Origin of the sequence: Paenibacillus silagei, assembly GCF_017874735.1 — a bacterium.
GTDB classification, from domain to species: Bacteria; Bacillota; Bacilli; order Paenibacillales; family Paenibacillaceae; genus Paenibacillus_AQ; species Paenibacillus_AQ silagei.
Map to the genome: position 1 here is coordinate 79,986 of NZ_JAGGLV010000010.1, position 26,080 is coordinate 106,065.

20 protein-coding genes and 1 pseudogene are annotated in these 26,080 nt (G+C 51.1%); 12 read left to right on the forward strand and 9 right to left on the reverse strand.

The features are described 5' to 3' along the window. Positions 1–32: 32 nt before the first annotated feature. From J2Z70_RS16280 to J2Z70_RS16310, 7 genes are all read left to right on the forward strand, one after another. Positions 33–1,784 carry a sensor histidine kinase gene (locus tag J2Z70_RS16280; protein WP_245368285.1) on the forward strand — a complete coding sequence of 584 codons (1,752 nt, stop codon included), beginning with the start codon at positions 33–35 and terminating at the stop codon, positions 1,782–1,784. A 3-nt stretch (positions 1,785–1,787) separates the two neighbouring features. Then, positions 1,788–3,413, forward strand: a complete 1,626-nt coding sequence (locus J2Z70_RS16285) for a helix-turn-helix domain-containing protein (protein WP_209874872.1) — start codon at positions 1,788–1,790, stop codon at positions 3,411–3,413. Positions 3,414–3,488: 75 nt separating this feature from the next. Next, on the forward strand, positions 3,489–4,451 hold the full coding sequence (locus J2Z70_RS16290) for an ABC transporter permease (RefSeq protein WP_209874873.1): 963 nt from the start codon (positions 3,489–3,491) through the stop codon (positions 4,449–4,451). Positions 4,452–4,463: 12 nt separating this feature from the next. Then, positions 4,464–5,342, forward strand: a complete 879-nt coding sequence (locus tag J2Z70_RS16295; protein ID WP_036727749.1) for a carbohydrate ABC transporter permease — start codon at positions 4,464–4,466, stop codon at positions 5,340–5,342. A gap of 84 nt (positions 5,343–5,426) precedes the next feature. Further along, entirely contained in the window at positions 5,427–7,001 is a 1,575-nt protein-coding gene (locus tag J2Z70_RS16300; protein WP_209874875.1) for an ABC transporter substrate-binding protein, read from the forward strand. Positions 7,002–7,044: 43 nt separating this feature from the next. After that, positions 7,045–8,766 carry a glycoside hydrolase family 66 protein gene (locus J2Z70_RS16305; protein ID WP_209874877.1) on the forward strand — a complete coding sequence of 574 codons (1,722 nt, stop codon included), beginning with the start codon at positions 7,045–7,047 and terminating at the stop codon, positions 8,764–8,766. A gap of 5 nt (positions 8,767–8,771) precedes the next feature. After that, the gene (locus J2Z70_RS16310) at positions 8,772–10,400 is read left to right on the forward strand and encodes a glycoside hydrolase family 13 protein (protein ID WP_209874880.1); all 1,629 of its coding nucleotides are present in this window, start codon (positions 8,772–8,774) and stop codon (positions 10,398–10,400) included. A gap of 102 nt (positions 10,401–10,502) precedes the next feature. On the opposite strand, the gene J2Z70_RS16315 is transcribed toward J2Z70_RS16310, so the two are convergent. Together J2Z70_RS16315 and J2Z70_RS16320 are read right to left on the reverse strand one after the other, a co-directional pair. Then, the gene (locus J2Z70_RS16315) at positions 10,503–11,174 is read right to left on the reverse strand and encodes a PspA/IM30 family protein (RefSeq protein WP_209874883.1); all 672 of its coding nucleotides are present in this window, start codon (positions 11,172–11,174) and stop codon (positions 10,503–10,505) included. A 62-nt stretch (positions 11,175–11,236) separates the two neighbouring features. Then, positions 11,237–11,455, reverse strand: a complete 219-nt coding sequence (locus J2Z70_RS16320) for a PspC domain-containing protein (protein ID WP_209874885.1) — start codon at positions 11,453–11,455, stop codon at positions 11,237–11,239. A gap of 299 nt (positions 11,456–11,754) precedes the next feature. Between J2Z70_RS16320 and J2Z70_RS16325 the strand changes: the two genes are divergently transcribed. Continuing rightward, a complete protein-coding gene (locus J2Z70_RS16325) occupies positions 11,755–12,384 on the forward strand; it encodes a YfbR-like 5'-deoxynucleotidase (RefSeq protein ID WP_036691104.1) in 630 nt (209 codons plus the stop codon). A gap of 42 nt (positions 12,385–12,426) precedes the next feature. On the opposite strand, the gene J2Z70_RS16330 is transcribed toward J2Z70_RS16325, so the two are convergent. The 7 genes from J2Z70_RS16330 to J2Z70_RS16360 form a co-directional block, all read right to left on the reverse strand. Beyond that, a complete protein-coding gene (locus tag J2Z70_RS16330; protein WP_209874888.1) occupies positions 12,427–12,933 on the reverse strand; it encodes a CPBP family intramembrane glutamic endopeptidase in 507 nt (168 codons plus the stop codon). Positions 12,934–13,254: 321 nt separating this feature from the next. Then, on the reverse strand, positions 13,255–13,950 hold the full coding sequence (locus J2Z70_RS16335; RefSeq protein WP_076076783.1) for a response regulator transcription factor: 696 nt from the start codon (positions 13,948–13,950) through the stop codon (positions 13,255–13,257). Then, positions 13,947–15,389, reverse strand: coding sequence for a sensor histidine kinase (locus J2Z70_RS16340; RefSeq protein WP_209874891.1), 1,443 nt, complete (start codon positions 15,387–15,389; stop codon positions 13,947–13,949). Before J2Z70_RS16340 ends, J2Z70_RS16335 begins: the two co-directional genes overlap by 4 nt. 69 nt (positions 15,390–15,458) lie before the next feature. Continuing rightward, complete coding sequence (locus J2Z70_RS16345; RefSeq protein WP_209874894.1) at positions 15,459–16,631, reverse strand: ABC transporter permease; 1,173 nt, start codon at positions 16,629–16,631, stop codon at positions 15,459–15,461. Beyond that, complete coding sequence (locus tag J2Z70_RS16350; protein WP_281068205.1) at positions 16,628–17,323, reverse strand: ABC transporter ATP-binding protein; 696 nt, start codon at positions 17,321–17,323, stop codon at positions 16,628–16,630. The genes J2Z70_RS16345 and J2Z70_RS16350 overlap by 4 nt, the downstream gene beginning before the upstream one ends. Beyond that, a complete protein-coding gene (locus J2Z70_RS16355) occupies positions 17,320–18,519 on the reverse strand; it encodes an efflux RND transporter periplasmic adaptor subunit (protein WP_209874907.1) in 1,200 nt (399 codons plus the stop codon). Before J2Z70_RS16355 ends, J2Z70_RS16350 begins: the two co-directional genes overlap by 4 nt. Then, positions 18,516–21,086 (reverse strand): hypothetical protein, encoded by a 2,571-nt coding sequence (locus tag J2Z70_RS16360; protein ID WP_209874910.1) that lies wholly within the window; start codon positions 21,084–21,086, stop codon positions 18,516–18,518. Before J2Z70_RS16360 ends, J2Z70_RS16355 begins: the two co-directional genes overlap by 4 nt. A 303-nt stretch (positions 21,087–21,389) precedes the next feature. Here J2Z70_RS16360 and J2Z70_RS16365 point away from each other — a divergent pair, with 303 nt between their 5' ends. From J2Z70_RS16365 to J2Z70_RS16375, 4 genes and pseudogenes are all read left to right on the forward strand, one after another. Then, the gene (locus J2Z70_RS16365) at positions 21,390–21,596 is read left to right on the forward strand and encodes a hypothetical protein (RefSeq protein ID WP_209874912.1); all 207 of its coding nucleotides are present in this window, start codon (positions 21,390–21,392) and stop codon (positions 21,594–21,596) included. 64 nt (positions 21,597–21,660) lie between these two features. Continuing rightward, the gene (locus J2Z70_RS16370; protein WP_209874915.1) at positions 21,661–22,782 is read left to right on the forward strand and encodes a Fic family protein; all 1,122 of its coding nucleotides are present in this window, start codon (positions 21,661–21,663) and stop codon (positions 22,780–22,782) included. A gap of 5 nt (positions 22,783–22,787) precedes the next feature. Further along, positions 22,788–23,051: pseudogene (locus J2Z70_RS34000) on the forward strand (SWIM zinc finger family protein); the annotation flags it as partial. A gap of 120 nt (positions 23,052–23,171) precedes the next feature. Continuing rightward, a complete protein-coding gene (locus J2Z70_RS16375; protein WP_425355117.1) occupies positions 23,172–26,033 on the forward strand; it encodes a DEAD/DEAH box helicase in 2,862 nt (953 codons plus the stop codon). Positions 26,034–26,080 lie beyond the last annotated feature (47 nt).

Below are 26,080 nucleotides of genomic sequence, written 5' to 3' on the forward strand. Positions count from 1 at the left end.
TAAGTTATGTTAAGTTACAGAAAGGATCCATGATGACAAACAGGAAAAACTCGCTGGGTGTAAGGCTGATTCAGCTGTCTGCTGCGATAACGATTCCGCTCCTCTCCGTTCTTTTTGCCGGGGGATATTACGCCAAGGGAATTGTACTCGAACAGGTATCCAGATCCTATCAGAATCTGGTCAACTCCAATCTTCAAATGATGGAGAGCAGCCTGAATGACATTACGATTAATCTGGTCGATATTGTCGATCATGATGTGAATTTTCTTCAATTGAATCAGCCGGGGCTGACAGAGTCCGACTATTATTTTGCCCGTATGGGGATTATGCAGAGAAATCAGGCCTATCAGGCCTATTACCATAGCGTGGATATGTTTTATCTATACTCCGGCGTTAATGATACTTTGACACTATCCAATGTACTAGGAACTACAGAGGAATATATGGACCAGATAAGGGATTGGATTACGACAAAGGTTCAAAATGAAGAACATCTGGAAACACTTCAGTACAAATGGACAATCGTTAAAATTGCCGGAGATTACTATTTAAACCGGAGCGTCAGCAATAATCTGGACAATACCGCTTGTATTGGTGCTCTGATCCGAATCGACTCTATGCGCTCACCGCTGGGCAATCTGAACCTGCAATCGGGCGGTGATGTGCTGATTGTGGATAATGAAGGGAATATCTTAACTCGTCCTTCGGCATCCATGGGCTACGACTTCAAGCTGCCGGGTGAGAAGATGAATCTGAATTCTTCCTTTTCGTTTACCCATGATGGGCTGAAGTGGTTTGTGGTGTCCAGCCAGTCCTCCGCACTGGGAATCAATCTGTCCGTGGTCATCCCTGCTTCCGAGCTGCTCCAGGGACTCAATACCTTCCAAACGATTATTAATGTGCTGCCCTTTATTATTATGCTCATTTTACTGGTTTACTTATATTATTTCCGCCGTATGGTCATCCGCCCGATTCTGGATTTGCTCAGCGGCATCCACCGGATCCGCAACGGCGCCATGGAAACCAAGCTTCCTGATTCGAACCTGGTGGAGTTTCAGGCGCTGAATCAGGCATTTAATAGCATGGTTGTGGAAATCCAGGATCTGAAAATAGATGTGTACGAAAAACGGATTCATGCGCAGAAGGCAGAAATGAAGCATTTGCAAATGCAGATTAATCCGCACTTCTTCCTGAATATGCTCAATATTATTTTTCAGCTTGCCGATCTAAAGCGTTTCGAATTGGTCAAAAAGACAGTAAGGCATCTGGTGCAGTATTTCCGCTTTATGCTTCAGGTCAAGGATAACCGCATTACTTTGGGCCAAGAGCTGGAACATCTCCGCAATTACCTGGAAATTCAAAAGATGCGCTACCAGCAGTCGTTTGAGTTTCAGATCACCATTGCCGAAGCGCTTAGCCGCGTCTCCATACCGTCCTTGCTGGTACAGCCCTTTGTAGAAAATGCCATGCTTCATGGCATGAGCCTGAAGGCAGAGATATTCCGGCTGGAGATTTCGGCGGGCCTCTCAGAAGAAGCGGCCGATACCATGATCATTGAAATCTCGGATAATGGAAAAGGCAGCAGTTCAGAGAAGCTGCAGGAGCTGAATGCACCGGATTATACCCCGGCCACAGATGAAGGACATATCGGGATCTGGAATGTGAAACAGAGACTGGCTATGATCTATCAGGGGAGAGCCGAAATTCACTTCAGCGGCAATCAGCCGTCCGGATTCCGTGTGAGGCTTAGCCTGCCTATTGAATATACAGAAGGAGAACGTTGAGCCATGCGATTATTGATTGTAGATGATGAACAATTCGCTGTAGAAGGGCTGCTCTACTGCTGTGACTGGAAGACGTATGGAATAGAAGAGGTTTTGACGGCGAACAGGGCCGACAAGGCCAGAGAGCTGCTGAATGATCAGAGAATAGAACTCCTGATTTGCGATATTGAGATGCCGGATGAAGACGGACTTTCACTGGTTGGCTGGGTGCGGGAGCACTCTCCCTGGACGGAATCGATATTTCTGACCTGTCATTCCGAATTCTCCTATGCCAAGAAAGCCGTGAACCTCGGGAGCTTTGATTACTTGCTGAAGCCTGTTGACACAGAGGAGCTGTTGTCAGCTGTATCGGGGATGATGGCGGCCATCCGTGAGAAGGAAGAGTATGAGTCCTACAACCAGATGTATCATAAGTATCTGAATCTGTGGCAACAGGAAAAGCCGAAGCGTGTAGAACGCTTCTGGCAGGATTTGCTGTCCCGCAGCATCCTGTCGTTTGGGGATTTCTTTGACCGGGAGCTGGCGGGTGCAGGGGTAGGGTTAAATCCTGACGATCAGGTGCTCCCGATTCTGATCAGTATTGAGGAGTGGTCCAAACGGCTCAGCCCGCGTGATCAGGAAATCATGGAGTATGCTGTGAAGAAAGCGGCGGAGGAATGTTTTACAGAAGAGCATCCGGGGGAGGCCATCACCGATAAGAGCGGGGTGTTGTTCATTCTGCTGTATGCCGGAGGTGTGGAGGGAGGACCTGCGGCTAAGAAAGTTAGCCTTCAGCAGCTCACGGCCATAGGTAAACGTTTCATCCAAGCTTGCCAGGAGTTGTTCTACAGCATCGTAACCTGCTATGTCGGTTCGTTCAAACCCATCCAGGAGCTGCCGGGAATGTGTGAAAGTCTAAAGACCATGGAGCGTGATAATATCTCCCGGACCCAATCCGTGCTCTTATACTTACCACAGGATCAGATGCTGTCCGCCAATTCTAATTCGGAGGATATCCTGCTGGGTGATCTGATCTCTTATATGCTGAACGGCAAACGTGAGTCCGCTGTGCAGTTCATTCATCATCTGACAGCGAAGCTGGAAGCCAATCCTTCTTTTCAGGGAAGACATCTGGACGCCCTGCATCAGGATACCCTGCAGATTATTTATCACTTCCTGCAGGTCAGAGGAATCAATGCGGGAAGCATAGCTCTGTTTCCAGACTGGACAACCGCCCGGATACGGGGACTGCTTCAATACAGGCATTGGGCGGAAGGAATTGTATCGGCGGTCATGGAAGCGGAATTTGAGCGGCAGGAGAAGGGCGGTGTGATTGAGCGGTCCATCCGCTACATCCAGCAGAAGGTGGAGGAAGAGATCTCCAGGGCCAGTGTCGCTGATTATGTGGGCTTGAACCCGGCTTACCTCTCCAGGCTGTTCAAGAAAGAGACCGGCCAGAACCTGATTGATTTCCTGATTTCGGTGAAGATGGACCGCACACGCGAGCTTCTGGACACCACGGATATGCCGGTCAGCGCGATCGCGCAGCAGGTAGGCTACAGCAATTTTTCCCATTTCACCAAAATGTTCCGCAAGCAGTTCGACGTCAATCCCCAGGAATACCGCAATGTCACAAAACGAATAGATTAAGGTTATAAAAACGGCAGAGCAGCTGCAGCCAGCTCCTTATAATGAAGCCATAACCCAATAAGAAGGTGTGGAACTATGGCTTCGGAAAAAGCACTAACGGCACAATCAGGCAGCTCGCGGCCTGGCTCAAAATGGAAAAGCATATGGAAGTACAGGGCCTTGGTCGTGCTGGCATTGCCCGGTGTGCTGCTGATGCTGATCAATAACTACCTGCCCATGTTCGGTATTTTCCTGGCCTTCAAGGACCTGAATTATACGGCAGGAATCTGGGGCAGCAAATGGATCGGACTGGATAACTTTAAGTTTCTGTTTGCTTCGAACGACGCTTGGCTGATCATCAGGAATACCTTACTGTACAACCTTAGCTTCCTGATCATCAATACGATACTCGCAGTGATGCTGGCACTTCTCCTTAACGAGGTCAAAAATAAGTTTGCCTCCAAGTTCTTTCAGAGCACAGTGATCCTGCCCAATTTCATTTCCATGGTCATTGCCGGCTATATCGTGTATGGATTTCTCAATCCGGAGCTGGGCTTCATCAACAAATTCATTCTGGAGCCCTTCGGGATAGATCCCAGGAACTGGTATGCGGAAGCAGAGCATTGGCCTTATATCCTGACCCTTGTTAACACCTGGAAGGGTGTGGGTTACTCGGCCGTCGTCTATCTGGCAGCCATTGTGGGGATAGACTCTGAATATTATGAAGCGGCCGTCATTGACGGGGCCACACCCTGGAAGCAAATGACGAAAATTACGATTCCGCTGATCGCTCCGATCATCATCATCATGACACTGCTGGCGATCGGCCGGATCTTCAACGCGGACTTCGGTCTGTTCTATCAGGCAACCATGGCCTCCGGTATGATCAAGGAGACAACGGATGTTATCGATACCTATGTCTACAGGGCGTTAATGGTTACCGGGGATACGGGACTCGCCTCCTCGGCAGGGCTGCTGCAATCGGTGGTTGGCTTTACACTTGTCATTACCGTCAACCTGGCTGTCCGTAAATTCAGCAAAGAAAATGCTTTGTTCTAGAAGGAGAACACCATGCAGAAAAAACGAACCAATCCCTTTATCCTTATTGTCCTGTCATTGTTCAGTCTTGCCTGCCTGATCCCGTTCTGGCTTATCTTTATGATCTCGGTTGCTGATGAGGACTGGGTAACTGCGAATGGATACAGCTTCTGGCCCGGCAAATTCAGCCTTGTCGCTTATCAGTATTTATTGGAAGATGCCGGAAAAATATTGCGGGCTTATGGTGTTTCTGCTTCGGTAACACTGATTGGAGTTGTAGTCAGTCTGTTTGTGACTTCGGCCATGGCCTATGCATTATCGCGGAAAGAGTTTCCTCTCAGAGGTGCTCTGAGCTTCTACATCCTGATCACGATGCTGTTCTCGGGCGGCTTGCTGCCCTGGTATCTGGTCTATACCCGGTTCCTGCATGTTCAGGATACGCTGATGGCGCTTATCATTCCGGGTCTAATCGGCGGCTTCAACGTGATCATCATGCGGACCTTCTTCACGAACAGTATCCCGCCCTCCCTGATTGATTCCTCTCAGATCGATGGCGCAGGTGAATTCCGGACCTACTTCAGCATTATTCTGCCGCTGTCCTTGCCTGTAATGGCCACAATCGGGTTATTCACCACCGTATCCTACTGGAACGACTGGTTTACAAGCCTGGTCTTCATCCAGAATGAGAAGCTGTTCTCTCTGCAATATCTTTTGACCAAAACCTTAATGAACGCTTCGTTCCTGCAGACGATTGCCAATAAGGCTTACAGTTCAACCGCACAGGTCACAACGCCGCTTGAATCCATCCGGATGGCGATGGCGATGATTGCAATCGGACCGCTGGTGCTGGTATTCCCTTTCCTGCAGAAGTATTTCGTCAAAGGCCTCACCGTAGGCGCTGTGAAGGGCTGATCCCGGTATATGACCGGATTAGTATAAGCAAGTTCAGAATGATGAGGCAAGAATACAGAAGTATTCCAGGGAGGTCTATTATTTATGAAGTGGTTGAAAAAGAGTTCTGTTGTATTGACATCGCTTGTGCTGACTTCAGCCCTAGTAACCGGCTGCGGCGGGAATAATGCTGCGAATTCACCGGGAGGCACAGTCCAGCCGGGAAGCGAGGGCAGCTCCGAATTGAAGCCTTACGAAGTTGTAATGGTATTCCCCGATGCGCCGCAAAACGATAACCAGCGGGTACAGGATGCGATGAATGATTATCTGGCAAAGACCTATCCGGAAATGAACATGACGGTCAAGCTGAATCCCATCGACTGGGGCGCCTGGAGTGATAAAACGAATCTGATGATGGCCTCCGGCGACAAAATGGACCTGCTGTTTACAGCGGATTGGCTCGGGTTCCAGCAACAGGTGACCAAAGGGGGCTTGCTGCCGCTGGATGATTTGCTCGATAAATACGGCCCGGACATCGAAGCTGTGGAGAAGGACTATCACGGGCCGGCTAAACGCGGCGGCAAGCTATACGGTATTCATACCCACCAGGAGCTGGGCGGTGCACAAGGGGTCTACTTGAACAAAGAGCTTGTGGACAAGTACAAATTTGATCTGACTGCACTGAAGTCTGGTAAAGTCGAGGATCTGGAGCCCATGCTTCAAACCATCAAGGAGAACGAACCGGGGATTACGCCTCTGGTGGCACCGAGCTTTCCTCTCGAAGCGTACTATTCATCGACGAATCTGGATTCTATTGTGAGTATTGCAGCGATTAACACCGTGGGAACAGCGGCAGATGATTATACCGTCATCAATTCCTACACGACTCCGCGGTATATGGAGCTTGCCAAGCTTACCAACAAGTGGTACAGGGCAGGATACATTAACAAGGATGCACTGACACCTGGTCTGGACGCCTGGAAGAAGATTCAAGCGGGTAAAGGCTTCGCCTTTGTCTCTGATATGGATATTATCGCGGATATGGAGATCGGCACAGCAGCCGTATCACCGAATGGTTCGATTAAAGCGGGCCGTGAGATGCTGCAAATTCCGCTTAATATTGACCGCTTGCAGACAGGGAAAATGACAGCAACCATGTATGCGATTTCAAAAAGCTCTCAAGATCCGGAACGTGCCATGATGCTGCTCAACCTGTTCTATAAGGACAAGGAATTGCTGACCCTCTTCAACTTCGGGATTGAAGGAACCCATTATGTGCTCCAAGACGGACAAGTTGCGCTGCCGGAAGGCAAAACGACAGATAATGTCGGCTACTATCACGATATTATGTGGCAGCTCGGCAATCAAATGCTCAACTATACCCGTGTAGGCGAAGATCCGAATAAATACCAGAACTACGAGAAGTTCAACGAACAGGTGTCTTCTACTCCTTCACGGATATTTGGATTTGTCTTCGATGCGGAGCCGGTAAAAAATGAATTGATCTCGATTGACAACGCCAACAAAGCCTTTGTTGACGGTCTGAAGTCCGGTCAGCTCGATCCGGATGAGTCTCTTCCTAAAATGCTGGAAAAACAAAAAGCGGCTGGAGCAGACAAAGTCATCGCGGAGGCGCAAAAGCAGCTGGATGCCTGGTTGGCCGAAAACGGTAAGAAATAAGCGGAAGTAAACAAGCTCAATCTACAAGGATTGGAGAATTCATATGGACAATAGATTAGTGACTCATATAGATATATATCCGGATCAGGCCCAGTACAAGACCGGCCAATCAGGCAATATAATCATTGAAGTAGAGACCGGGGAGAAAGCGGTTCTGCAGCTGGTTGTCAGCTTCTTCAAGCTGGAGCAGCAGGTTGCGGAAGCAAGACTTAGCATCCATACGGAACCGGGCTTGAGACAAAGAGTGCTCGTCCCCTTGTTCACTGAAGCGACGGTGTGGGCGGGGTACGGAGTCAAGGCTGCTGTTCTGTGCAATGAAGCTGTAGTATCAACCGCCTATACCTCCTACGATATTGCCGATCATTGGGGCCGGGCGCCACGGTATGGATTTCTAAGCGATTTCCGGAGTGAAGAATCCGGAGACACCCGTGACGTTGACAGCATGAACAAATTCCACTTGAATGTCATACAGTTCTATGACTGGATGTACAGGCATGATGATCTGGTTCCGAAAGAGGATGAATTTATTGATCCTATGGGCCGGACGATGTCCTATAAGGTGGTTCGTGAAAAGATCGCAGCCGTACACGATAAAGGGATGGCTGCCATGGCCTATGGAGCGGTATATGCAAGTCTTAAGGACTTCCTGCAGACACGTCCGGAATGGGGACTGTATAACCGCCAGGGAGATCCGTTTCAATTAATTGATCTGTTCTATATTATGGATATTACACCGGGCTCTCCTTGGACCGATCATATTGTTGAACAGTTCCGTCAGGCCGTACATGCCGGATTCGACGGAATTCATATGGACCAATACGGCTTCCCCAAGAAAGCGGTGCGCCGGATCGCAGGAAAAGAAGAGCTGGTCGATTTGGCGGAATGTTATCCTGCTCTGATTAACCGGACCCAGGCGGCCGTGAAGGAAATCAAGGCAGAGGCCGGGGTTATTTTCAATAATGTGGGTAATTATCCTATACACAAGACGGCCCCGGCGGATCAGGAGGCGCTATATATTGAAGTCTGGCCGCCGGTGGTCCGGTTGCGTGAGCTTAAAGGATTGATCGATCATGCGCGCTCCCTGGACCCGCACAAGCCGGTGATCCTCTCCGCCTATCTACCCTCCTTCTACCCGGAAGCCGGACATGACAAGGAATGGGCGGAGAACGGGGCGCTGCTGACGATGGCCTCCATATTCGCCAGCGGGGGATATCACCTCTTACTGGGTGAGGATCATGGAATGCTGACTATGCCTTACTATCCCGATTATGCAGTGATGCGGCCTGATTTCGCCGTCGAGGTCAGACGCTACTATGATTTCATCGTGCGTTTTGGGGTGCTGATCCAGGATGCAGAGCTGGAAGATGTGTCTTATACCTATACCGCCGGGGTGAACACCGAGATTACCTTCGAAGGCAAGGTGCCATTTGCCCCGAACGGAGATATTGATTCGGTCTGGACGATCATTAAGCGCAAGCCGGGCTATCAGATCCTGCAGCTGATTAATCTTGCCGGGCTTGAAGATGATTATTGGGAGCATGGCAAGCAACAGCGGCCTGAAGCTCAAAAGGATGTGGTGTGCACACTGCTGATCGAACAGCCGGTTGAATGCATTTACACGGCCAGCCCGGATGATGAGGCCCAGGAAGTGATTGTCCTGGATTATGAGGTGGTTCCTCACGGGCAAGGACTTGCGGCCAGATTCACTTTGCCGTCCCTGCGCATCTGGTCGATGGTTGTAGTTAAATTTAGCTTACAGGAGTGATTGGCTTGAACAATACGAAATGGTGGCAGACAGCTGTAATATATCAGATCTATCCCCGAAGCTTTCAGGACAGCGACGGCGATGGAATCGGCGATCTCCGGGGGATTATTAGCAGGCTGGACTATCTGGAGCAGCTTGGCATTACCGCCATCTGGCTTAGTCCCGTATACAAATCACCCAATGACGATAACGGCTATGATATCAGCGATTACCAGGATATTATGACCGAATTCGGAACCATGGATGACATGGATGAATTAATCGAGCAGGCCAAGCAGCGTAATATCCGGATTATTATGGACCTGGTCGTCAACCATACCTCGGATGAGCACCCATGGTTCATAGAAGCCCGCAAAGGAAGGGATAACCCGTACCGTGACTATTATATCTGGCGTGATCCGGTCAACGGCGAGGTTCCCAATGCCCTGCGTTCAACCTTCAGCGGGTCGGCCTGGGAGCTTGACGAAGCCAGCGGCCAGTACTTTCTGCATTTGTTCAGCCGCAGACAGCCGGATCTGAACTGGGAGAACCCCAAGGTCCGTCAAGAGGTATGGGACATGATGAATTTCTGGCTGGATAAGGGCGTCGGCGGATTCCGCATGGACGTCATTGATCTGGTCGGCAAAATTCCTGATCAGGAGATTACAGGAAATGGTCCGAAGCTGCATGAATATCTGCAGGAGATGAACCGGGAGACCTTCGGAGCGCATGATGTTCTGACGGTGGGAGAGACCTGGGGGGCGACGCCGGATGTAGCCAAGCTCTATTCCAACCCGGACCGCAAGGAGCTGTCGATGGTATTCCAGTTCGAGCACATCGGTCTGGATCAGCAGGCCGGGGGAGAGAAGTGGGATCTGAAGCCCCTGGATGTAAGCGAATTGAAGCAGGTGCTGGCGAAATGGCAGACCGAGCTGGGGAACGAGGGCTGGAACAGCCTGTTCTGGAACAATCATGATTTGCCGAGAATTGTATCGCGCTGGGGCAACGATAAGCAGTACCGTGTGCAGAGCGCCAAAATGTTCGCCATACTCCTTCACCTGATGAAGGGTACGCCTTACATTTATCAGGGCGAGGAGCTCGGAATGACCAATTATCCGATTCAGGATATCAGCGAAGCGCAGGATATTGAGGCCATCAATATGTATCATGAACGGATCGGGCAAGGCTACGCCAAGGAAGCTATCATTCATTCCATTAATGCGAAGGGGAGAGATAACGCCCGGACTCCGATGCAGTGGGATGCTACCCGTAACGGAGGATTTACAACCGGAGAGCCATGGCTGCCTGTACATCCGAATTATAAGGAAATTAATATGGAGGCGAATCTGAAGGACCCGGATTCGGTGTTCCATTGCTACCGTAAGCTGATTGAACTGCGGAAGAACAACCCGATTGTGGTATGGGGCGATTTCGAACTGGTGACCGGCGTGCCGGATCAGGTGTTCATGTACTTCCGCCGCTATGAAGGACAGACCTGGCTGGTAACGGCCAGCTTCAGCGGGGAGCCCATCACACTGGAATTGCCGGAGCTGGGTCACGCCGGATTCATTATCGGCAACTACTCCAGAGATGCTGTGGACTTCAAGCAGCTGCACTTACGGCCTTATGAAGCTTTTGCTGTCGTACTTGCCTAGACTAACCTGTTCAGTCCTATTTGGAACAAAGTTCATTGCACCAAAAGGCTGCCTCCCTGATAAAAAGGGAGGCAGCCTTGTTGCTGACTATACACCATCAGCTTATTTACGGTTGCGGAGGCGCTCCAGCTCGGCTTCAACCGCGCTGTTCAGCGGGGATTCAGGAGCTGCTGCGGCTGCAGCCAGACCGGATTGCTCGGCCAGTGCTTCCTGCATGGCGATCTTGTCTTCCATCCGTTCGAAGCCGCGTGAGGCAGCACCGTTGTTCAGCACCTGTCCGGGATAGCCTGCCGGAGAAGCAGCGCCAGATGCCTGAGCCGCTTGCTTGATCTCCGCCGCTTTGCGGGCACGTTCGGCCAGCTCGGCTCTTTTGGCTTTGAGGCGTGTATGTTCTTCCTTAACACTGGCAAGCTGTACTTCAAGGGAGGCCAGCGTAGCCTGAGTCTCTTTCAGCCCGGCGGTGCATTCCTGTTCGCTCTCCGTGTAACGGATCTTAGCCATAACCGCAGTGCGGGCAGCCGGTTCATTGCCTTCGCTCATGTACTGGACCGCTTCAGCTTCACTGCGTTCTGCGAGCACCTTGTATTCGTAGATCCGGCGCTCCAGCACACTGGCTGCTGCCTTGAGTTCACGCTGTTTGCCTTCGGCATTAGCGATCTTGTCCTCCAGATCCCGCAGGTATTGACCGGTTAGCAGGATCGGATCTTCCAGTTTGTTCAGTCCTTCATGAATAGCGGCCTTAGTTAGTGTAGTGATTCTTTGGAATATGCTCATAATAATGATCTCCTTTATATGTGGGTTGGTTAAGGTATGACGCAAGTATTTGATAGAAGGAATTAGTAGTTGAAGCCGTCATCGAAGCCGCCGTAGGATTCCTGGGGAACAATTAGGCTGCCGATAATATACAGAAAGACTACAGTGCCGAAGCTGAATATCATAGCGATAGCAACAATCAATCTTACAAGGGTTGCATCAACTTTGAAATAGCGTGCCAGTCCTCCGCATAAACCTGTGAGCTTCTTGTCTGTTAAGGAACGGGTTAATTTTTTTGTCATAGTGATATCTTCCTCTCTTATTAGATGACCGCCGGTAGCCGGCGTGTTCATTTCCGTTGTCTATGTATGTATTGTACGAATTTATCCTCTCTGGCAAAACGGCCTGCAGACTGTTCTTGAATCCCGACCTTAGTCGGGGATGCGGACCGCAATAGGGCGGGGAGAGGCTGGGAAATAACGTTAGATGCGCGTAGCCGTGCGGATTTTACACAATGGGGTGCTGAGGTTCATCCGGGGTTAACACTGGAGGATTAGACTGAACTCTAGCGTAGCCTAACTAACATACGGGAGGACTAGCCATGGGAATTCACAAGTATTTTCGCTCACTGAATGAGCTGGAGCGCATTATCCGCTGTCCGGGAAAATTCAAATTCGAGGAGCATAGCGTTGCGGCCCATTCCTGGAAGGTCGTGCAATACGCGAAGACGCTGGCGGATATTGAAGAGAAGCACGGCGCGGTGATCGACTGGAAGAAGCTGTACGAGATCACGAGCAGCCATGATTACGGAGAGATTTTTATCGGGGATATCAAAACGCCGGTGAAGCACTCCTCGCTCCAGCTCAGATCATTGATCCAGCAGGTGGAGGAGGGCATGATCGACAACTTCATCAAGGAGCATATCCCGGACGAATTCAAAAGCATCTTCTACCAGCAGCTGCGCGAAGGCAAGGACGAGTCGCTAGAAGGCTTGATTCTGGAGGTTGCGGATAAGATGGATCAGGTGTATGAGGCCTTCGCCGAGCTGCAAAGAGGGAACACGGAGAAGGAATTTGTGGTGATGTACCGCAATGCGCTGATCAAGATCAAGCATATTGACCTCAAGTGCGTGGATTACTTCCTGGCAGAGATTCTGCCGGACATGGTGAACGAGGAGACGCTGTCTCCGATTGATATCAGGCAGATTACGGAAGAGGCGCTGGCCCTGTAGAGGAGCTGTGGCTCTTTTTTCATATATACATATAGAAATACCTCAGGCCTGAAGGTGCTTGCTTGCGGAAGCCCGGGCATACAGCACGGCTGATCCGTTAAAAGCAATATGCAGCGGAATCGTCAGCAAGAGCGACTCCGTAACCTGCGCGAACAGCCCGAAGAAGATCCCTCCGCTAAAAGCAAACAGCATGAATCTGACGCTCTCGCGGTTCAGCTTGTAATACTGCAAATGGGACACCGCAAACAGCAGTGAGGTAAGGAGGATCGCCCCGCTGACATCAATGATCGAAGTAGAATGCAGCTGACCGAGTACCGGATGGCGCGCAAGGATGGGCAGTATAAGTCCTCTGAAGGCGATCTCTTCAAAGACAGGGAAGCACAGCACGAAGTTGACCGTATTATAAGTTCCCGCAGGATTATAGCCGGAGGATCTGGAGATGATCAGGTTCACAAGCAGAATAATAAGGAACAGCGGGAGCACTCTCATTACTTGCTGCGGGGCGCCAAACGTATAACTGTTACTCCAGAGAACGCTTCCAGCAATCATGGCAGCTCCCCAATAATAAATCGTAAACCGCGCTTGCTGTTTAGAGATAACCCCTAGTATCCCCTCGAAGATTCTATATGAAAAAGACAGCAGTACAGCAATAACGCATGATTCCAGCAACAGCATAGGTGGTTACCCTCCATATATAGTTCAAGTGTAGGTGTGTATGTGAGTCTGTGCAGAACTCAATTCTATCAAATGATGTGAAAATGATGGAGATGAATGTTACGGCGGGAAGATCGGGTGAATAGGCGGTGCTAAGATAGCCCCCAGGCCGTATGGACGGTCCGGGGGCTATGAATTAATACAGGCTTGCGGACTTTACACCTGAAACCGATATCCCGCTCCCCACACAGTCTGGATATATCGCGGATTGCCGGGGTCCTGTTCGATCTTGTCGCGCAGCCTGTTGATATGGACAGCTACGGTAGCGTTATCGCCCATGGCATCGAAGCCCCAGATCCGTTCGTACAGGGAATCCCGGCTGAAGACGATATCCGCATTGACAATCAGGAAGTGCAGCAGGTCGAATTCCTTCTTCTTCAGCTCCAGCTCCCGGCCGTGCAAATAGGCTCTGTGGGATAAGGTATGAATGATGAACGGACCGCTTTCGATCCGGTTGCTCTCTGCGCTGCTACCGCTCATGCCCTTAAGACGAGCATACTGAGCCAGATTGGATTTGACCCGGGCCACTAGTTCACCTGGCGAAAAAGGCTTGACGATATAATCATCGGCCCCAAGCCCCAGGCCCCGGATCTTGTCGATGTCCTCCTGCTTGGCCGTGACCATAAGGATAGGAATGTCGAGCTGGCTCCGCAGCTTGCGGCACACTGAGAAGCCGTCTTCCCCAGGCAGCATCAGATCGAGCAGAATAAGCTGGAATTGTCCCGAGAGCGCCAGTTCAAGCCCGGTGATTCCATCCTCGGCAACCTCTACCGTGAAATCATTAATTTCCAGATAATCCCGCTCGATCGCTGCAATTGCACTATCATCTTCAATGATTAACACTTTGGTCATAGCAAAGCCCCTTTATCCAGCACTGGCAGTGTGATAATGATGCACAGACCCCCTGCGGGGGAAGGCTGTGCCTGAATACTTCCGCCCATCCGGCTGACGGCTTTAGCTGTTATTGCCAGCCCCAAGCCGCTGCCCTTAGTCGGGTTATTGCGCGAAGGATCGCTGCGGTAGAACACATCGAACAGCTTGTCCAGCGCATTTTCCGGCACGCCGGGTCCGTTATCCTCCAGATAGATGAACACATCGCTTCCCTGTACTTCGGTACGGATGGATACCTGGACACGCTCCTTGAGCTTGTATTTCCAGCTATTCTCCAGAATGTTGAAGACGATGCTGCTGAGCTGTGCCGGATCGGCGTAGATATACACATCCGCAGCCAGTGCGGTAATGACTACGTCCAGGCCCTTCTCCCTGTATTCTTCGGCAGTGACCTTGATTAAGGAGAGGAGCTCCTGATCGACCTCCAGCACCTCTGGTTCATAGGGATAATCGCCCAGATCCATTTTGGAGAAAAGAAAGATTTTGCCGACCATCCGGTCAATATCCTCCGCCTTGGTCTTGATCATGGTGATATATTTCTTCTGGGATTCAGGGGTTGTGGCCACCCCATCCAGCAGCCCCTCCGAATACGCACGGACAGAGGTCAGCGGGGAACGGAGGTCATGCGATATCCCGGCAAGCAGCTCCTTGCGGCTCTCCTCCTGCCTCTGGATCAGGCGCTGGGATTCCTTGAGGCGGATAGCCATGTCATTGAAATCCTCACAGACAGGAGCGAATTCGTCCTTGTTCCCGTAGTGGATTCTAACATCCAGATTGCCGTCCCGGATCTGATGAACCCCGTCTGCCAGCGTATCCAGAGGCTGCTTGATCCGCTTGAATACAAACCGGGTAAGAAATTGATTCGTTATAAATACCGCAGAGATGATCCCCAGCGTGATCAGAATCAGAAAGGTAACCATCGCAGGAGTGACTTGTCCGTCTGTATAGTCCGAGGTCCTGCCGATAATGGTGACAGTATAAGTGCTGCCCTTAACCCGGATCTGTTCAGCATAGACCTCCTTGTTCGAGGTAGAAGCGAAACCTTGTCCATCCATGGCGCTGACGATCTGCAGCAGCTTCTCTGTCTCCGGGGTCTCCTTAAAATTGAAGCTGATCAGCCTTGTCGAGGAATCGTAAACGGCCAGACTCATGTCCCCCGGCTTCAATATCTCTTCGATCTGGCGGCGGAGTTCATCCTGTTCCTGCTTCTCCCCGTTCTTCAGCAGCCCGGCAGACAACTGAATCAGATCATCATATCCGGTATAGAACGGGCTCTGCTTATCATGCTTCGATACCTTGAACAGGAGGGACACACTAACAAAAGCAATGAACAAGGAAATACATACAGGGATCACAATCATCAGGATATTAGAGATGAATAAGCGCCGCTTAATGGTCATACCCGGTTCCTTCCCGCAGACATTTTATCGTATCTTTTCTTCCATCATAACATCCTTGCTGCAGCACGGCTAATCGGTACGCAGAGCTTGAATCGGCCGGAGTCTCGCCGCTTTGCTGGCGGGCAGGATACCGAAGAACACACCGATAAAGAGTGAGAAGAGGAATGAAATGTTCACCATGTTCCAGGCATAGCCAACCTGAAGGGCGGTCAACTGGCCGACAAGCCAAGTTAGGCCTAATCCTGCTCCGATTCCGAGGATTCCGCCCATCGTGCTGAGCACCATCGACTCAATGATGAATTGCAGCAGAATATCTATCTTTTTGGCGCCGATGGCTTTGCGTATGCCGATCTCCCGGGTGCGTTCGTTCACTGAAATAATCATAATGTTCATAATGCCGATTCCGCCAACGAACAGCGAGATTCCGGCGATTCCAGCTAGGGCAAGGGACAGGGTACCGGAGGTTTTCTTCAGCGTATCCAGCATCTGTTTGGAATCGAACACACTGTAGGCATCCTTTGCACGGAGGAACTTGCGGTCCAGAATCTGTCCGATAGCTGTCTTCACAGACGCTACATCCTTGTCGCTCAAGGCAGTGACGGTAAAAGTCTGAATGCCCTTGCTCTGAAGCAGCCGCTCGGAGGTGGATAAGGGGATGAGAATCTTCTTATCGTTGGATCCGCTGAGTGAGGTTCCCTTCGCCTGGAGCAAGCCTACAATCTGGAAGGAGGTACCGTTCAGCTGGATCTCACGGCCCACCGGGTTGTCGGCGCCAAACAGCTTCTTCGCCGTCTCGGTTCCGATCAGGGCAGCCTTCTGCCGGTATTCATTGTCGATATCGAGCAGGAAGCGGCCGGACTGCACATGAAAGTTCTGTACCTTCTCATAGCTTGCTGTGATGCCTTCAAGTGAGACATTAGTATGAACGTTACGATATTTGGCGGTTACATTGCTGCTGATCGTTGGCGATACCTGATCCACACGGGGAACCCGGCTGAATGCGGCAACCTCCTCGGCCGTGAGGGAAGTGACTGCCCCCCGTCCGGTAATCATGACCGTCAGCTGATTCGTGCCAAGGTCACTGAACTGGCTGGTGATCTGACCCGTAACTCCCTGCCCTACCGAGACCAGCAGGATGACCGAGGATACTCCGATGACAATGCCCAGCATGGTGAGGAAGGAGCGGACCTTATTGCCGACGATACTCATTACCGCCATTCGGATACTCTGAGCAAGAATCATTGGTCATTTCTCCGATCTTCGACGAGGTGGCCATCCTGAATCCGGATGACCCGCTTCGCTTGTTCAGCAATGCCCAGGTCATGTGTGATGACAATAATGGTATGTCCCTGTTCATTCAGTCTTTTGATCATGTGCATGACCTCTTCTCCGGTCTTGGAATCGAGTGCACCGGTAGGCTCATCTGCCAGTAGAATGGGAGGATTGCCGGCAAGTGCTCTGGCGATGGCAACCCGCTGCTGCTGCCCCCCGGACAGCTCGCTCGGACGGTGGTGCATCCTCTCTTGCAGGCCGACCTTCTCCAGGGCGGCAGCGGCTAGCGTTCTTCGCTCCCGTTGTGACAAGCCCCGGTAGACTAAGGGCAGTTCGACATTCTGGACAGCAGATAACTTAGGAAGCAGGTTGAAGTTCTGGAAGATGAAGCCTATTTTCTCATTGCGGATCCGGGCCAGCCGGTTATCGGATAAGCAGCGGACATCCTGTCCATCCAGAGAATAGCTCCCTTCATTCGGGATATCCAGGCAGCCGATCATGTTCATCAAGGTGGATTTGCCAGATCCGGACGGGCCGATAATGGCAACGAATTCGCCATGATGGATCTCAAAAGAGATATCCTTCAGCACCGTCATCTGTTCCTTAGCCATCATGTATCCGTGGACCATATGCTCAATCCGGATCAGGGGCTTTGTATTCATTGTGGTCCTCCTCCGGCACCGCCGCCATCGCTGCCGTCAAAGCCGCCCTCGTCACCGCCCATATCGAACATACCCGGAGCTGCGGGAGCAGGCGTACTGACAGCAATAATGGTCGGGACAATGACCTGTTCCCCTTCGCGCAGACCACTGACAATTTCGATCCGGCTCTCATCATGCACACCTACAGTGACAGGCTTCAGCTGAACGGGCGGAGGTGTGGCAGGGCTTCCTGCGGCGGAGCTGCCCTTGGGCGAGGGGGCCTGCTCCGGAACGGAGTCCTGCACTTGAACATAATACTTGTTATCCTTTTGGGTCACAGACTCGACGGGAAGCAGCAGAACCTGGTTCTTCTCTTCAATAGTAACGACTCCTTGTGCTGACATACCGGCTCTGGCTCCGGTGGAGTCCGTGAGCAGAAGGGTCACTTCAAAGACGGAGACGCCATTAGTCACCGTTCCTTCATCCGCAATCCGCGTGACCTTGGCCGGGTAGACCTCAGCGGGCAGCGCGTCCATCTTAATGGCTGCGGACATCCCCGGCTTAATCTTGGGGATATCCAGTTCATCAATTTTAATCGTAGCGCTCAGATTCTTGTAGTCCGTTATGGAGAAGACCTCGGCACCTTTAGTCACCATCCCCCCTGAGGAGGCGCTGATCTTGGTCACCGTTCCATCCATCGGCGCTGTTAGGGAAGCGGGCGGGATATGATCCTTCTTCAGTGCTTCAAGCTCGGTTAATGTGGCTGTAATGGTATCCTTGGTTCTCTCGATGGCCAGCTTCGCCGCATCAATATCGGTTAAGGCAGCACTATCCATGATTAGCTTCTTGTACTGGTCTTGTTTCTCCAGCAGGTCATTCTGCGATTGCTTGAGCGTGTTCTGCTGGATTCTTACGTTACTGGCTACATTGGCTCCCTCATAAGTGAGCAGGATCTGACCCTTCTTGACTTGTTCATTCTCCTTAACGAGAACCTTGGCCACATTTCCTGTGTCCCTGGCATATACGATCGTAGTATTCGTAGCCTTCACGGTGCCGGAGCCTTTGACGGTTACAGATATATCGTCCTTGGTCACTACAGTAGTCTGAGCAGTAGGAGGACTGTCCTGTGTGCTCTTATCCGGCCATAAGCTATACACAACAATTCCAGCAGTGACTATGACTGCGGCTGACAGCCCTAAGGTTTTTTTGACGTTCATAGCGATCCTCCGGGATCTGGATTTGCCGCGTTTTTCGGGGCAGTGATGGTCTCAGGGGCTTTGGCCGCAGGGGTGTAGGTAAGACTGTAGCTCTGGCTGCCCAAGAGAATCCGCTCTCCCTGGAACTCGTCATAGAGAGTGACGAGGAATTTACCGCTGCGGAGCGTTTTATAGGCATTGCTTGTAAGGGTCATAGAATAGGTCAGGAATTTCCCTGTCACCAAATCAGTTCCGGGCACCAGCGTTCTCTCCTGAGTCTGGCCGAGAGGATCGGTAAGCTGCACGACCAGCTTATGCGCATTAGTGCCCATATCATACTGGTTGTCCTTAGCAAGCGTATACGTCAGATTGACACTCAGCGTATCCTGGCCCTCAGACACAGCACCTGTGGCCTGAGTAACCGTAAATGTATAAGGGAACAAGGGCACTCCGCTACCCAGAGTGACTAGTGCAGCCGGAGTCTGAATATGAAGGGTGAGTGCTTTAGGATTAATATAGGCGGTTGGCGTTCCGTCCGGCGCTGTCAGCTTGTTCTCGCTAACTCCTTCTCCCGCGAAAAGCGTCAGCTGCGAGGCATCGATGCTTGCAGGCAGCTTGCTCCATATACTCACCAGACTCTTGCCCTTGGGTCCGGCCGCCAGTGCAGATTGACTGACTTCTGCTTCATAATAGGTATTGTCCGGTGTCTTATAATAAGCCACAAGTCTGGAGAGCTCTGCCCTCCGGGCTTCAAGACTGCTCACCTCAAGCTCAGTATACAGAATGTTCTGGCTTGCTCCGGGATAGAGGAGGGTCCGGCGCTCTTTAACCTCCGCCCGCTTGCCTGCAGTATCGATCTTGAAGGTGGCGTTATCACCAGCGTCAGACATACCCGGAACAACTTGCTGTGTTTTGAGGGAGAGGAAAGGCTCAGTGGTGTCGCCTGTCCCGCTATTTAGTCCGATACGAACCTGGTCCAGAGATCGCTCATAAGGGAGCTTGCCGATCACATAATACACAGCGCTTGCTCCTGAGGCTAGCTGCTGGCTGGAGGTGGCTGCGACGACTTGAACCGGAGCGTCCAAGGCGGTCTGCCCTGCTTGGATAGTTCCTGTAAAAGCAGGGAGGGTCACTGCCGCATCTCTGACATTACGGATACGAATCGTGCCGACAAGCAAATCCTCAGTTGTCCAAGGCATACGCTGCACTGACTCGAGTACGGCACCGAAGGTTCCGAAGCTGTTATCCAGGATGTACTCCGAAGCAACGGAGTTGGTCATCTCTAAAGAATAGGGAATCTTGTACATAGCTGTAGGGAAGATAGTCTTGCCTTCTACTGCCGGCTCCACCATCTGGAGCTTCAGCGTACTCTGGTTCACATTCAGCGGCACTTCGGCAGAGAATTGCAGGATCTTCTCCTCAAGCGGCTTCAAGGTGAGGCTGGCCAGCGCTTTGCTGTTGACCGGGAAGGAGTAGCCTTCCTTGGCGGTTACAGATAATTCATAGGCTGGCAGAGTAACCGCCTTGTTGCCAGCATTCCTAATGCGCAGCTTAAGTGTCCACAGTGCCTTCTCGCCTGTTGAGGATACGGATGCCTGCTTCAGCTGGGTCTCAATGGTATTGCTGCTCACGCCGAATTTCTTCACCGCGTAAGCATTCACCTCAAGACTTGGATAGCTTGCTTCCGGGAGACGGAAGGAGACTACCGGCAGATCCGCTTTTAGCCCAGCATTCTCCCCAGTGATAAGCAGCGACATGCGCGTAGTCGGTATGTAAGCCGGGAGCTCCGCCAGATAAAAGATCTTCTTATTCTCACCGGACTGCACCTTGTAATCCCGGCTGGTACTGTCAAGCGTCAGCTCAAACGCGGAACCGCCGGAGGATTCAAGGAATACCCGGTGGCCGGGTGCAGCGAGTACCTTGGCTCCTTGATTCGTCAGGCTCAGAGCAACCTTGGCATAGATTTTATTATTGAAGCTGAAGATTTGCAGGCTCTCGGGCTTCAGGCTAACCGGAAGGTTGCTAACCGTAATCTGCTTGCTAAGACCCTGCTGTACATAAGGAGTATAAGCGGCCGGGACCTTGAAGCTGCCCAGCTTCTTCTGGTACTCTGAGCCGCTGAAGTCGAAGCCGAACAGCGAGATAGAGAGGCCTTGGGTAGAAGCTGTCTTGCTGACGTTCACATAATAGGTGACGGTTAGCTGCTCCTTGGGCGCAACCGCCACTTTGGTTTTATCCTCAGGAATGGGGCTGCTCTTAATCGTTGCTCCCGCTGGGGTTGTAATCTTGGAAAAAACGTTGATCAGCTTATAGGTGCTGCTGCTTGTATTGCTGTACACCAGGGTATAAGTCAGACTGTTGCCGCCATCGGCCTTGGCTAATTGCACATCGGTCAGCCTCACGCTGACTCCGGACTGGACAGCCACTGCAGGCAATTGCGACAAAGCGTTAGCCTGATCCTGCTGCGAATTGTTCGCTGTCTTGTTTGCTGTAACGCTGCTTGGCGCCGCTGATGCCGATAACGCCAGGTGCTGACTGGCAATAATCATCCCTAGTACCAGAGCGGCACAGGCACGGTAATTCTTCATTTCATTCCCTCCCAACATTCATCATCCGATTGACGGCTTAAAGCAGCCGCTAGAAGATGTTTCCTATCTTACGGGAAAGGCTTAACACAGGGATAAATAAAAGGGGGAAGAACCCGGGGAAAAGATAAATAGGAGTTAAACTTTTTATAAACTGGCTTGTTCCAGCCACCGCGTGACCTGAAGGCTGGACTGGCCGGTATATAATAGTAGATACATAGAATCCGGTGAGCCGGGACAGGGGGATCCGTTGCCTGTTACTCCTCAGGCATCCGCGAGCTGCGGCAGGGCCGCAACATCATCGTGATGACCACAGATGGTCTGCTGGAGGTGGGGGCAAGACTGCTGGAAGACCCGCGTAGGCTGTATGAAGCTTTTACGGGTAGAGAGGATCTGGAGGAAAGTGTGGCGGAAGTATTGACGGGGGTGCATGAACAGCTTGGGCGGGACAGCGCAACGGTGGTGGCCTGGAGTTATGAGAATGGACGGGCGGGAGTGATGCCTAGCGATTGAGGGGTGTTATCTTGTTTGCGGCAAAATAGCGGCAATGATATAATTGAATTAAAGGGGTGATTTTATGTTCATACCAAAATACTCAATAACGGATCTTATTGCCCGGAGACTGATGGATATTCAACATGCCACTGTGGTAGTGGATTTGCTTCCATTGCCGGTCTCTATTCTTGATCTACTTAAAAAAGAATCAATGGAAAAAACAGTGATTCTATCCACGAAGATAGAGGGAAATACACTTGATGAAGCGACGAAACGAAAGGTTCTATACCAGACAAGCAGCGATAATGAAGAGCAAGAAGTATATAACTTAATGAAAGCTTTGCAATATCTGGATGAAGCTGAGAAGAGGAAGCTCCCGGTAACAGAAGAGTTCGTAAAGAAGCTTCATGCCATAATCAAAATTTCACACGGCAGAAGAGCTCGAATAAGTGAGTACCGTGAGGAGCAGAACCAAGTAGGCAATCGTAATGCGTCCGGTTTCTTTCTACCTCCTGAATGGCAGGATGTTCCGGTGTTAATGGAAGATTTAATTGCTTGGATAAACTCTCCGGAAACGTATTCGGTTCCTATTCCAATCAAAGCAGGGATTTTCATGTGGCAGTTTCTCACCATCCATCCTTATTTGGACGGAAACGGCCGAACTGCCAGAATGCTCACCACCTATCTGCTTCGCCGGGGCGGATATGGGCTGAAGGGATTATTCGTGCTTGAGAATTTCTATGATCGTAACCTCTCGGAATACTATCGCCAGCTCCAACTTGGTCTCCATCACAATTATTATTTTGGACGTCATGATGCCGAGCTGACACCCTGGCTGGAATTTTTCGTAGATGGATTGGCAGAGGTGTTTCAAGATGCGGCAAATATTGTTACAGAGAAATCTGCTCAAATGACAAGGATCGAACCGGATCTGATCCGAAAGCTTGATCCACAGCAAAGAATCGTGTTTGCTCAATTAACCTTTAAGCAGGATACCCTGACAACCAGCGAGATGAGAGAGCTTCTGCGCTTATCGGATCGCTCTATCCGGGAAAAAGTAAGTCATTGGAGAGAAGAAGGATTCCTTGAACCGCGCGATCAGGATGCGCAAAGAGTTCGTTCGGTTAAATTGACCATGGAATATGAGAAGCTGGCACAGGACATTCGGCATGAGCCGGATAAGTTTGCCCATTTTCTTAAGTGAAGGTGATGAAGATAAATTTTACTTTAGAAGATATCAAGGACTTCTGCGGGGACACCTTTTATGAGCGTGGACAATCCTATTATAATTCCGGGCGGGTAAGCGAGCTGATCTTTGATGCAGAAATCAACCGCTATAGAGCATGGGTAAAGGGAAGCAAAGCTTACCACGTTGAGATTTTTAATATCAATTTTACAGGAAATGATACCGAGGCCTACTGTACTTGTCCTGCTTATGAGAGTTATGGATGCTGTAAGCATGTGGCGGCAACACTTATTGCTATATTTAAGCAGAAGAGAAAGAAGTCAGTTAGTAAAAAATCGAAGAACGACAAACACAAATATAACCAGATGGATCATTTAATTTCCTCACTAGCCGTGATAGAACCTGCTATGAATAGAAAGAAAGCACCTCTGTTATTTGAACATGAAGAACAATTGCAGTTTGAGTTCATCTTAAGCACGCTGTACCAGCAGCCCAGAGGATTTACGCTTGAAATGCGGGTAGGCTACAAGCACCGGTATGTCGTGACAAAACTGGGACAATTCCTTGAACATCTGGAGCAGCGGAAGCCGCTGTATTTCACCAGCAAGTTCACGTTTGATGCGGAGCTGCAGCACATAAGCGCTGCCGACTGGGCATTCCTGGAGGTCATGCTTTTACTCAAAAACTCTGAGAAATTACCCAAATCCAGCCCGAACGGCTATTATAGTCCCCCTGAGAAAGACGAGAGGATGCTGAAGGTCACTCCGCTGGCCTGGGAAAAGCTTAAGCTGCTTCTGCCAGAAGTGAATGTTACCCTAAGAACGCTTTGGCACCCGGAGGTTCGTGCGGTTCTTGCCAACGAGGTCCCGCCGCTTGAATTCTCGATAGGCCAGGGAAACCAGAAGGATTATGCTCTGACAGCTTCAAGTATGGAAAAACTTATCTTGATGGAGGACTATTCTATTCTGATTATGAATGGGCTGATCTATGATGTGGATAGAGATACGCTCCGTATGATTGCGCTGCTCCAGCAGCAGTTCAAGGCCACAGGGGAGATTGCGGTTGCTCCCGGACAAATCGAAGCGGTCGTGCAGCAGGTGCTGCCAGCCTTAAGAAAGCTAGGGAAAGTAAGTGTGGAACAGGCAGTAAGCGAGCGAATTGTGGAGCCTGAACTGCAGGCAAAGCTGTATCTGGATTATGCGGACGGTACCGTAACGTTTCGGCTGGAATTTCATTATGAGGAGATTGTGATCAATCCGCTGGAAGAGAATAGCGTGGATGAAGCGCGCAAGCAGAAGATCCTGATCCGGAATATGCAGCGGGAAAATAAGATCGTTGATATTCTGGACAACTCTCCGCTCAGACGGGAACAGCAGCACTGGGCTTCGGTAAGTGAACCGGTCATCTACGAGGCGTTATATGAGCTTGTGCCGGTTTTGGAAGAGGTTGCTGAGCTGTTTGTCACCCCTGCTGTTCAGAGACTTGTGCAGGAGCGTAAAGCATTTCCTAAAGTGAAAGCGGAGCTGAGCGAGGGTCTGGATTGGTTGGATATCTCTTTTGAGCTGGAAGGCTTGAATGAGGAGGAGACCGTTAGGGTCATGCAGGCGATTGTGGAGAAAAGGAAGTATGTCCGCCTGCGCAGCGGGGCTTTTCTGCCCATTGAAGTGGACAGTTTCAGCGAATTCGGCACCGTTGCCGAACGGCTGAATCTCAGGCAAAGGGATCTTAAACACTCGGTAATTCGCCTGCCCTCCGTACAAGCTCTTCAGCTTCCAGAGCGGGGACATGGCTTCAAGCATACGAAGTGGGGCAAGTCCCTCCGGGAATTCCTGGACCAGCTGCGGGAACCGGACAGTCTGGAATTCGAGCTGCCCGCTGAGCTGAAGCCGGTTCTCCGCGATTATCAGGCCAGAGGCTTCCAGTGGATGAAGACGTTGTCGAAGTTCAGGTTCGGCGGAATTCTGGCGGATGACATGGGGCTGGGTAAAACAATCCAGAGTATTGCTTATATCTGCTCCGAGCTGGCTGAGATGCCGTCCAAGGTACAGGGGAGAGCTCCGGTGCTGATTCTGTGTCCGGCATCCTTAACGTATAACTGGAGCCATGAGTTCGCCCGGTTTGCACCAGCAGTCAACGTACTGGTGGCGGCAGGGCAGAAGGAGGAGCGCAGTGGACTGCTGGAGGGAAAGGCCGTAGAAGAAGCGGATGTGATTATTACCTCGTACCCTCTTCTCCGCAGAGATATTGAGCTGTATTCCGGTACAACCTTTCATGCGTTAATTCTGGATGAAGCCCAGGCGATCAAAAACTCGGCCTCCCAAACTGCCCAAGCGGTTAAATCGCTTAAGGCTGCACGGAAATTTGCGTTGACGGGCACACCGATTGAGAATTCGGTGGATGAGCTGGAAGCTATTTTCAGCACCGTCTTCCCGGCGCTGTTCACCGGACGATTGACCTTCAAGGAGCTGCCTGCCGGACGTATCGCCAGCATCGTATCCCCTTTTATTCTGCGGCGGCTGAAAAAAGAAGTTCTGGAGGAGCTGCCGGACCGCATAGATACTGTACTGCTTACGGAGCTGCTGGATGAGCAGAAGCAGGTATATCTCGCTTATTTATCCAGGCTACGGGAGGATACCGAGCAGGACTTATTAGCCGAAGGCTTCCACAAAAGCAGGATGAAGATTCTGGCGGGTATCACCCGCTTACGGCAGATCTGCTGCCATCCTTCGCTGTTCCTTGAGAATTATACGGGAGGCTCCGGCAAGCTGGAGCAATTACTGGAGACGGTGCAAGAATGCCGTGATTCCGGCCGCAGAATGCTGGTGTTCTCGCAATTCTCCAGTATGTTGGCGCTGATCCGGCAGCGCCTGGAAGAAGCGGGAGTGCAGCCCTTGTATCTGGACGGCTCCACTCCGGGCAAGGAGCGGGTGGAGCTGTGCAGGCTTTTTAATGAAGGGGAAGGTGAGGTGTTCTTAATCTCACTCAAGGCGGGCGGAACAGGGCTGAATCTGACTGGAGCGGACACGGTGATTCTGTACGATCTGTGGTGGAATCCGGCAGTGGAGGAGCAAGCCGTCGGCCGGGCACACCGGATGGGGCAACGGAATGTGGTACAGGTGATCCGGCTGATTACCGAAGGCTCCATCGAGGAGAAGATGCTGGAGCTGCAGCAACGCAAAAAAGATCTTATCGAAGAGATCATTGAAGCTGGTGAGAACAAGACCACCCGGCTGTCGGAAGAGGATATCCGCGAGCTGCTCCGGGTGTAGGGAGCCCGTACCTATTTTCCCCGTACATGCACTTCTAGGCACCTACC

What these genes read in the sequence shown, in the direction of transcription:
- J2Z70_RS16280 (WP_245368285.1), top strand. Translation starts at nt 33, where the DNA reads ATGACAAACAGGAAAAACTCGCTGGGTGTAAGGCTGATTCAGCTGTCT.
- J2Z70_RS16285 (WP_209874872.1), top strand. Translation starts at nt 1,788, where the DNA reads ATGCGATTATTGATTGTAGATGATGAACAATTCGCTGTAGAAGGGCTG.
- J2Z70_RS16290 (WP_209874873.1), top strand. Translation starts at nt 3,489, where the DNA reads ATGGCTTCGGAAAAAGCACTAACGGCACAATCAGGCAGCTCGCGGCCT.
- J2Z70_RS16295 (WP_036727749.1), top strand. Translation starts at nt 4,464, where the DNA reads ATGCAGAAAAAACGAACCAATCCCTTTATCCTTATTGTCCTGTCATTG.
- J2Z70_RS16300 (WP_209874875.1), top strand. Translation starts at nt 5,427, where the DNA reads ATGAAGTGGTTGAAAAAGAGTTCTGTTGTATTGACATCGCTTGTGCTG.
- J2Z70_RS16305 (WP_209874877.1), top strand. Translation starts at nt 7,045, where the DNA reads ATGGACAATAGATTAGTGACTCATATAGATATATATCCGGATCAGGCC.
- J2Z70_RS16315 (WP_209874883.1), bottom strand. Translation starts at nt 11,174, where the DNA reads ATGAGCATATTCCAAAGAATCACTACACTAACTAAGGCCGCTATTCAT.
- J2Z70_RS16320 (WP_209874885.1), bottom strand. Translation starts at nt 11,455, where the DNA reads ATGACAAAAAAATTAACCCGTTCCTTAACAGACAAGAAGCTCACAGGT.
- J2Z70_RS16325 (WP_036691104.1), top strand. Translation starts at nt 11,755, where the DNA reads ATGGGAATTCACAAGTATTTTCGCTCACTGAATGAGCTGGAGCGCATT.
- J2Z70_RS16330 (WP_209874888.1), bottom strand. Translation starts at nt 12,933, where the DNA reads ATGATTGCTGGAAGCGTTCTCTGGAGTAACAGTTATACGTTTGGCGCC.
- J2Z70_RS16335 (WP_076076783.1), bottom strand. Translation starts at nt 13,950, where the DNA reads ATGACCAAAGTGTTAATCATTGAAGATGATAGTGCAATTGCAGCGATC.
- J2Z70_RS16340 (WP_209874891.1), bottom strand. Translation starts at nt 15,389, where the DNA reads ATGACCATTAAGCGGCGCTTATTCATCTCTAATATCCTGATGATTGTG.
- J2Z70_RS16345 (WP_209874894.1), bottom strand. Translation starts at nt 16,631, where the DNA reads ATGATTCTTGCTCAGAGTATCCGAATGGCGGTAATGAGTATCGTCGGC.
- J2Z70_RS16350 (WP_281068205.1), bottom strand. Translation starts at nt 17,323, where the DNA reads ATGAATACAAAGCCCCTGATCCGGATTGAGCATATGGTCCACGGATAC.
- J2Z70_RS16355 (WP_209874907.1), bottom strand. Translation starts at nt 18,519, where the DNA reads ATGAACGTCAAAAAAACCTTAGGGCTGTCAGCCGCAGTCATAGTCACT.
- J2Z70_RS16360 (WP_209874910.1), bottom strand. Translation starts at nt 21,086, where the DNA reads ATGAAGAATTACCGTGCCTGTGCCGCTCTGGTACTAGGGATGATTATT.
- J2Z70_RS16365 (WP_209874912.1), top strand. Translation starts at nt 21,390, where the DNA reads ATGACCACAGATGGTCTGCTGGAGGTGGGGGCAAGACTGCTGGAAGAC.
- J2Z70_RS16370 (WP_209874915.1), top strand. Translation starts at nt 21,661, where the DNA reads ATGTTCATACCAAAATACTCAATAACGGATCTTATTGCCCGGAGACTG.
- J2Z70_RS16375 (WP_425355117.1), top strand. Translation starts at nt 23,172, where the DNA reads ATGAATAGAAAGAAAGCACCTCTGTTATTTGAACATGAAGAACAATTG.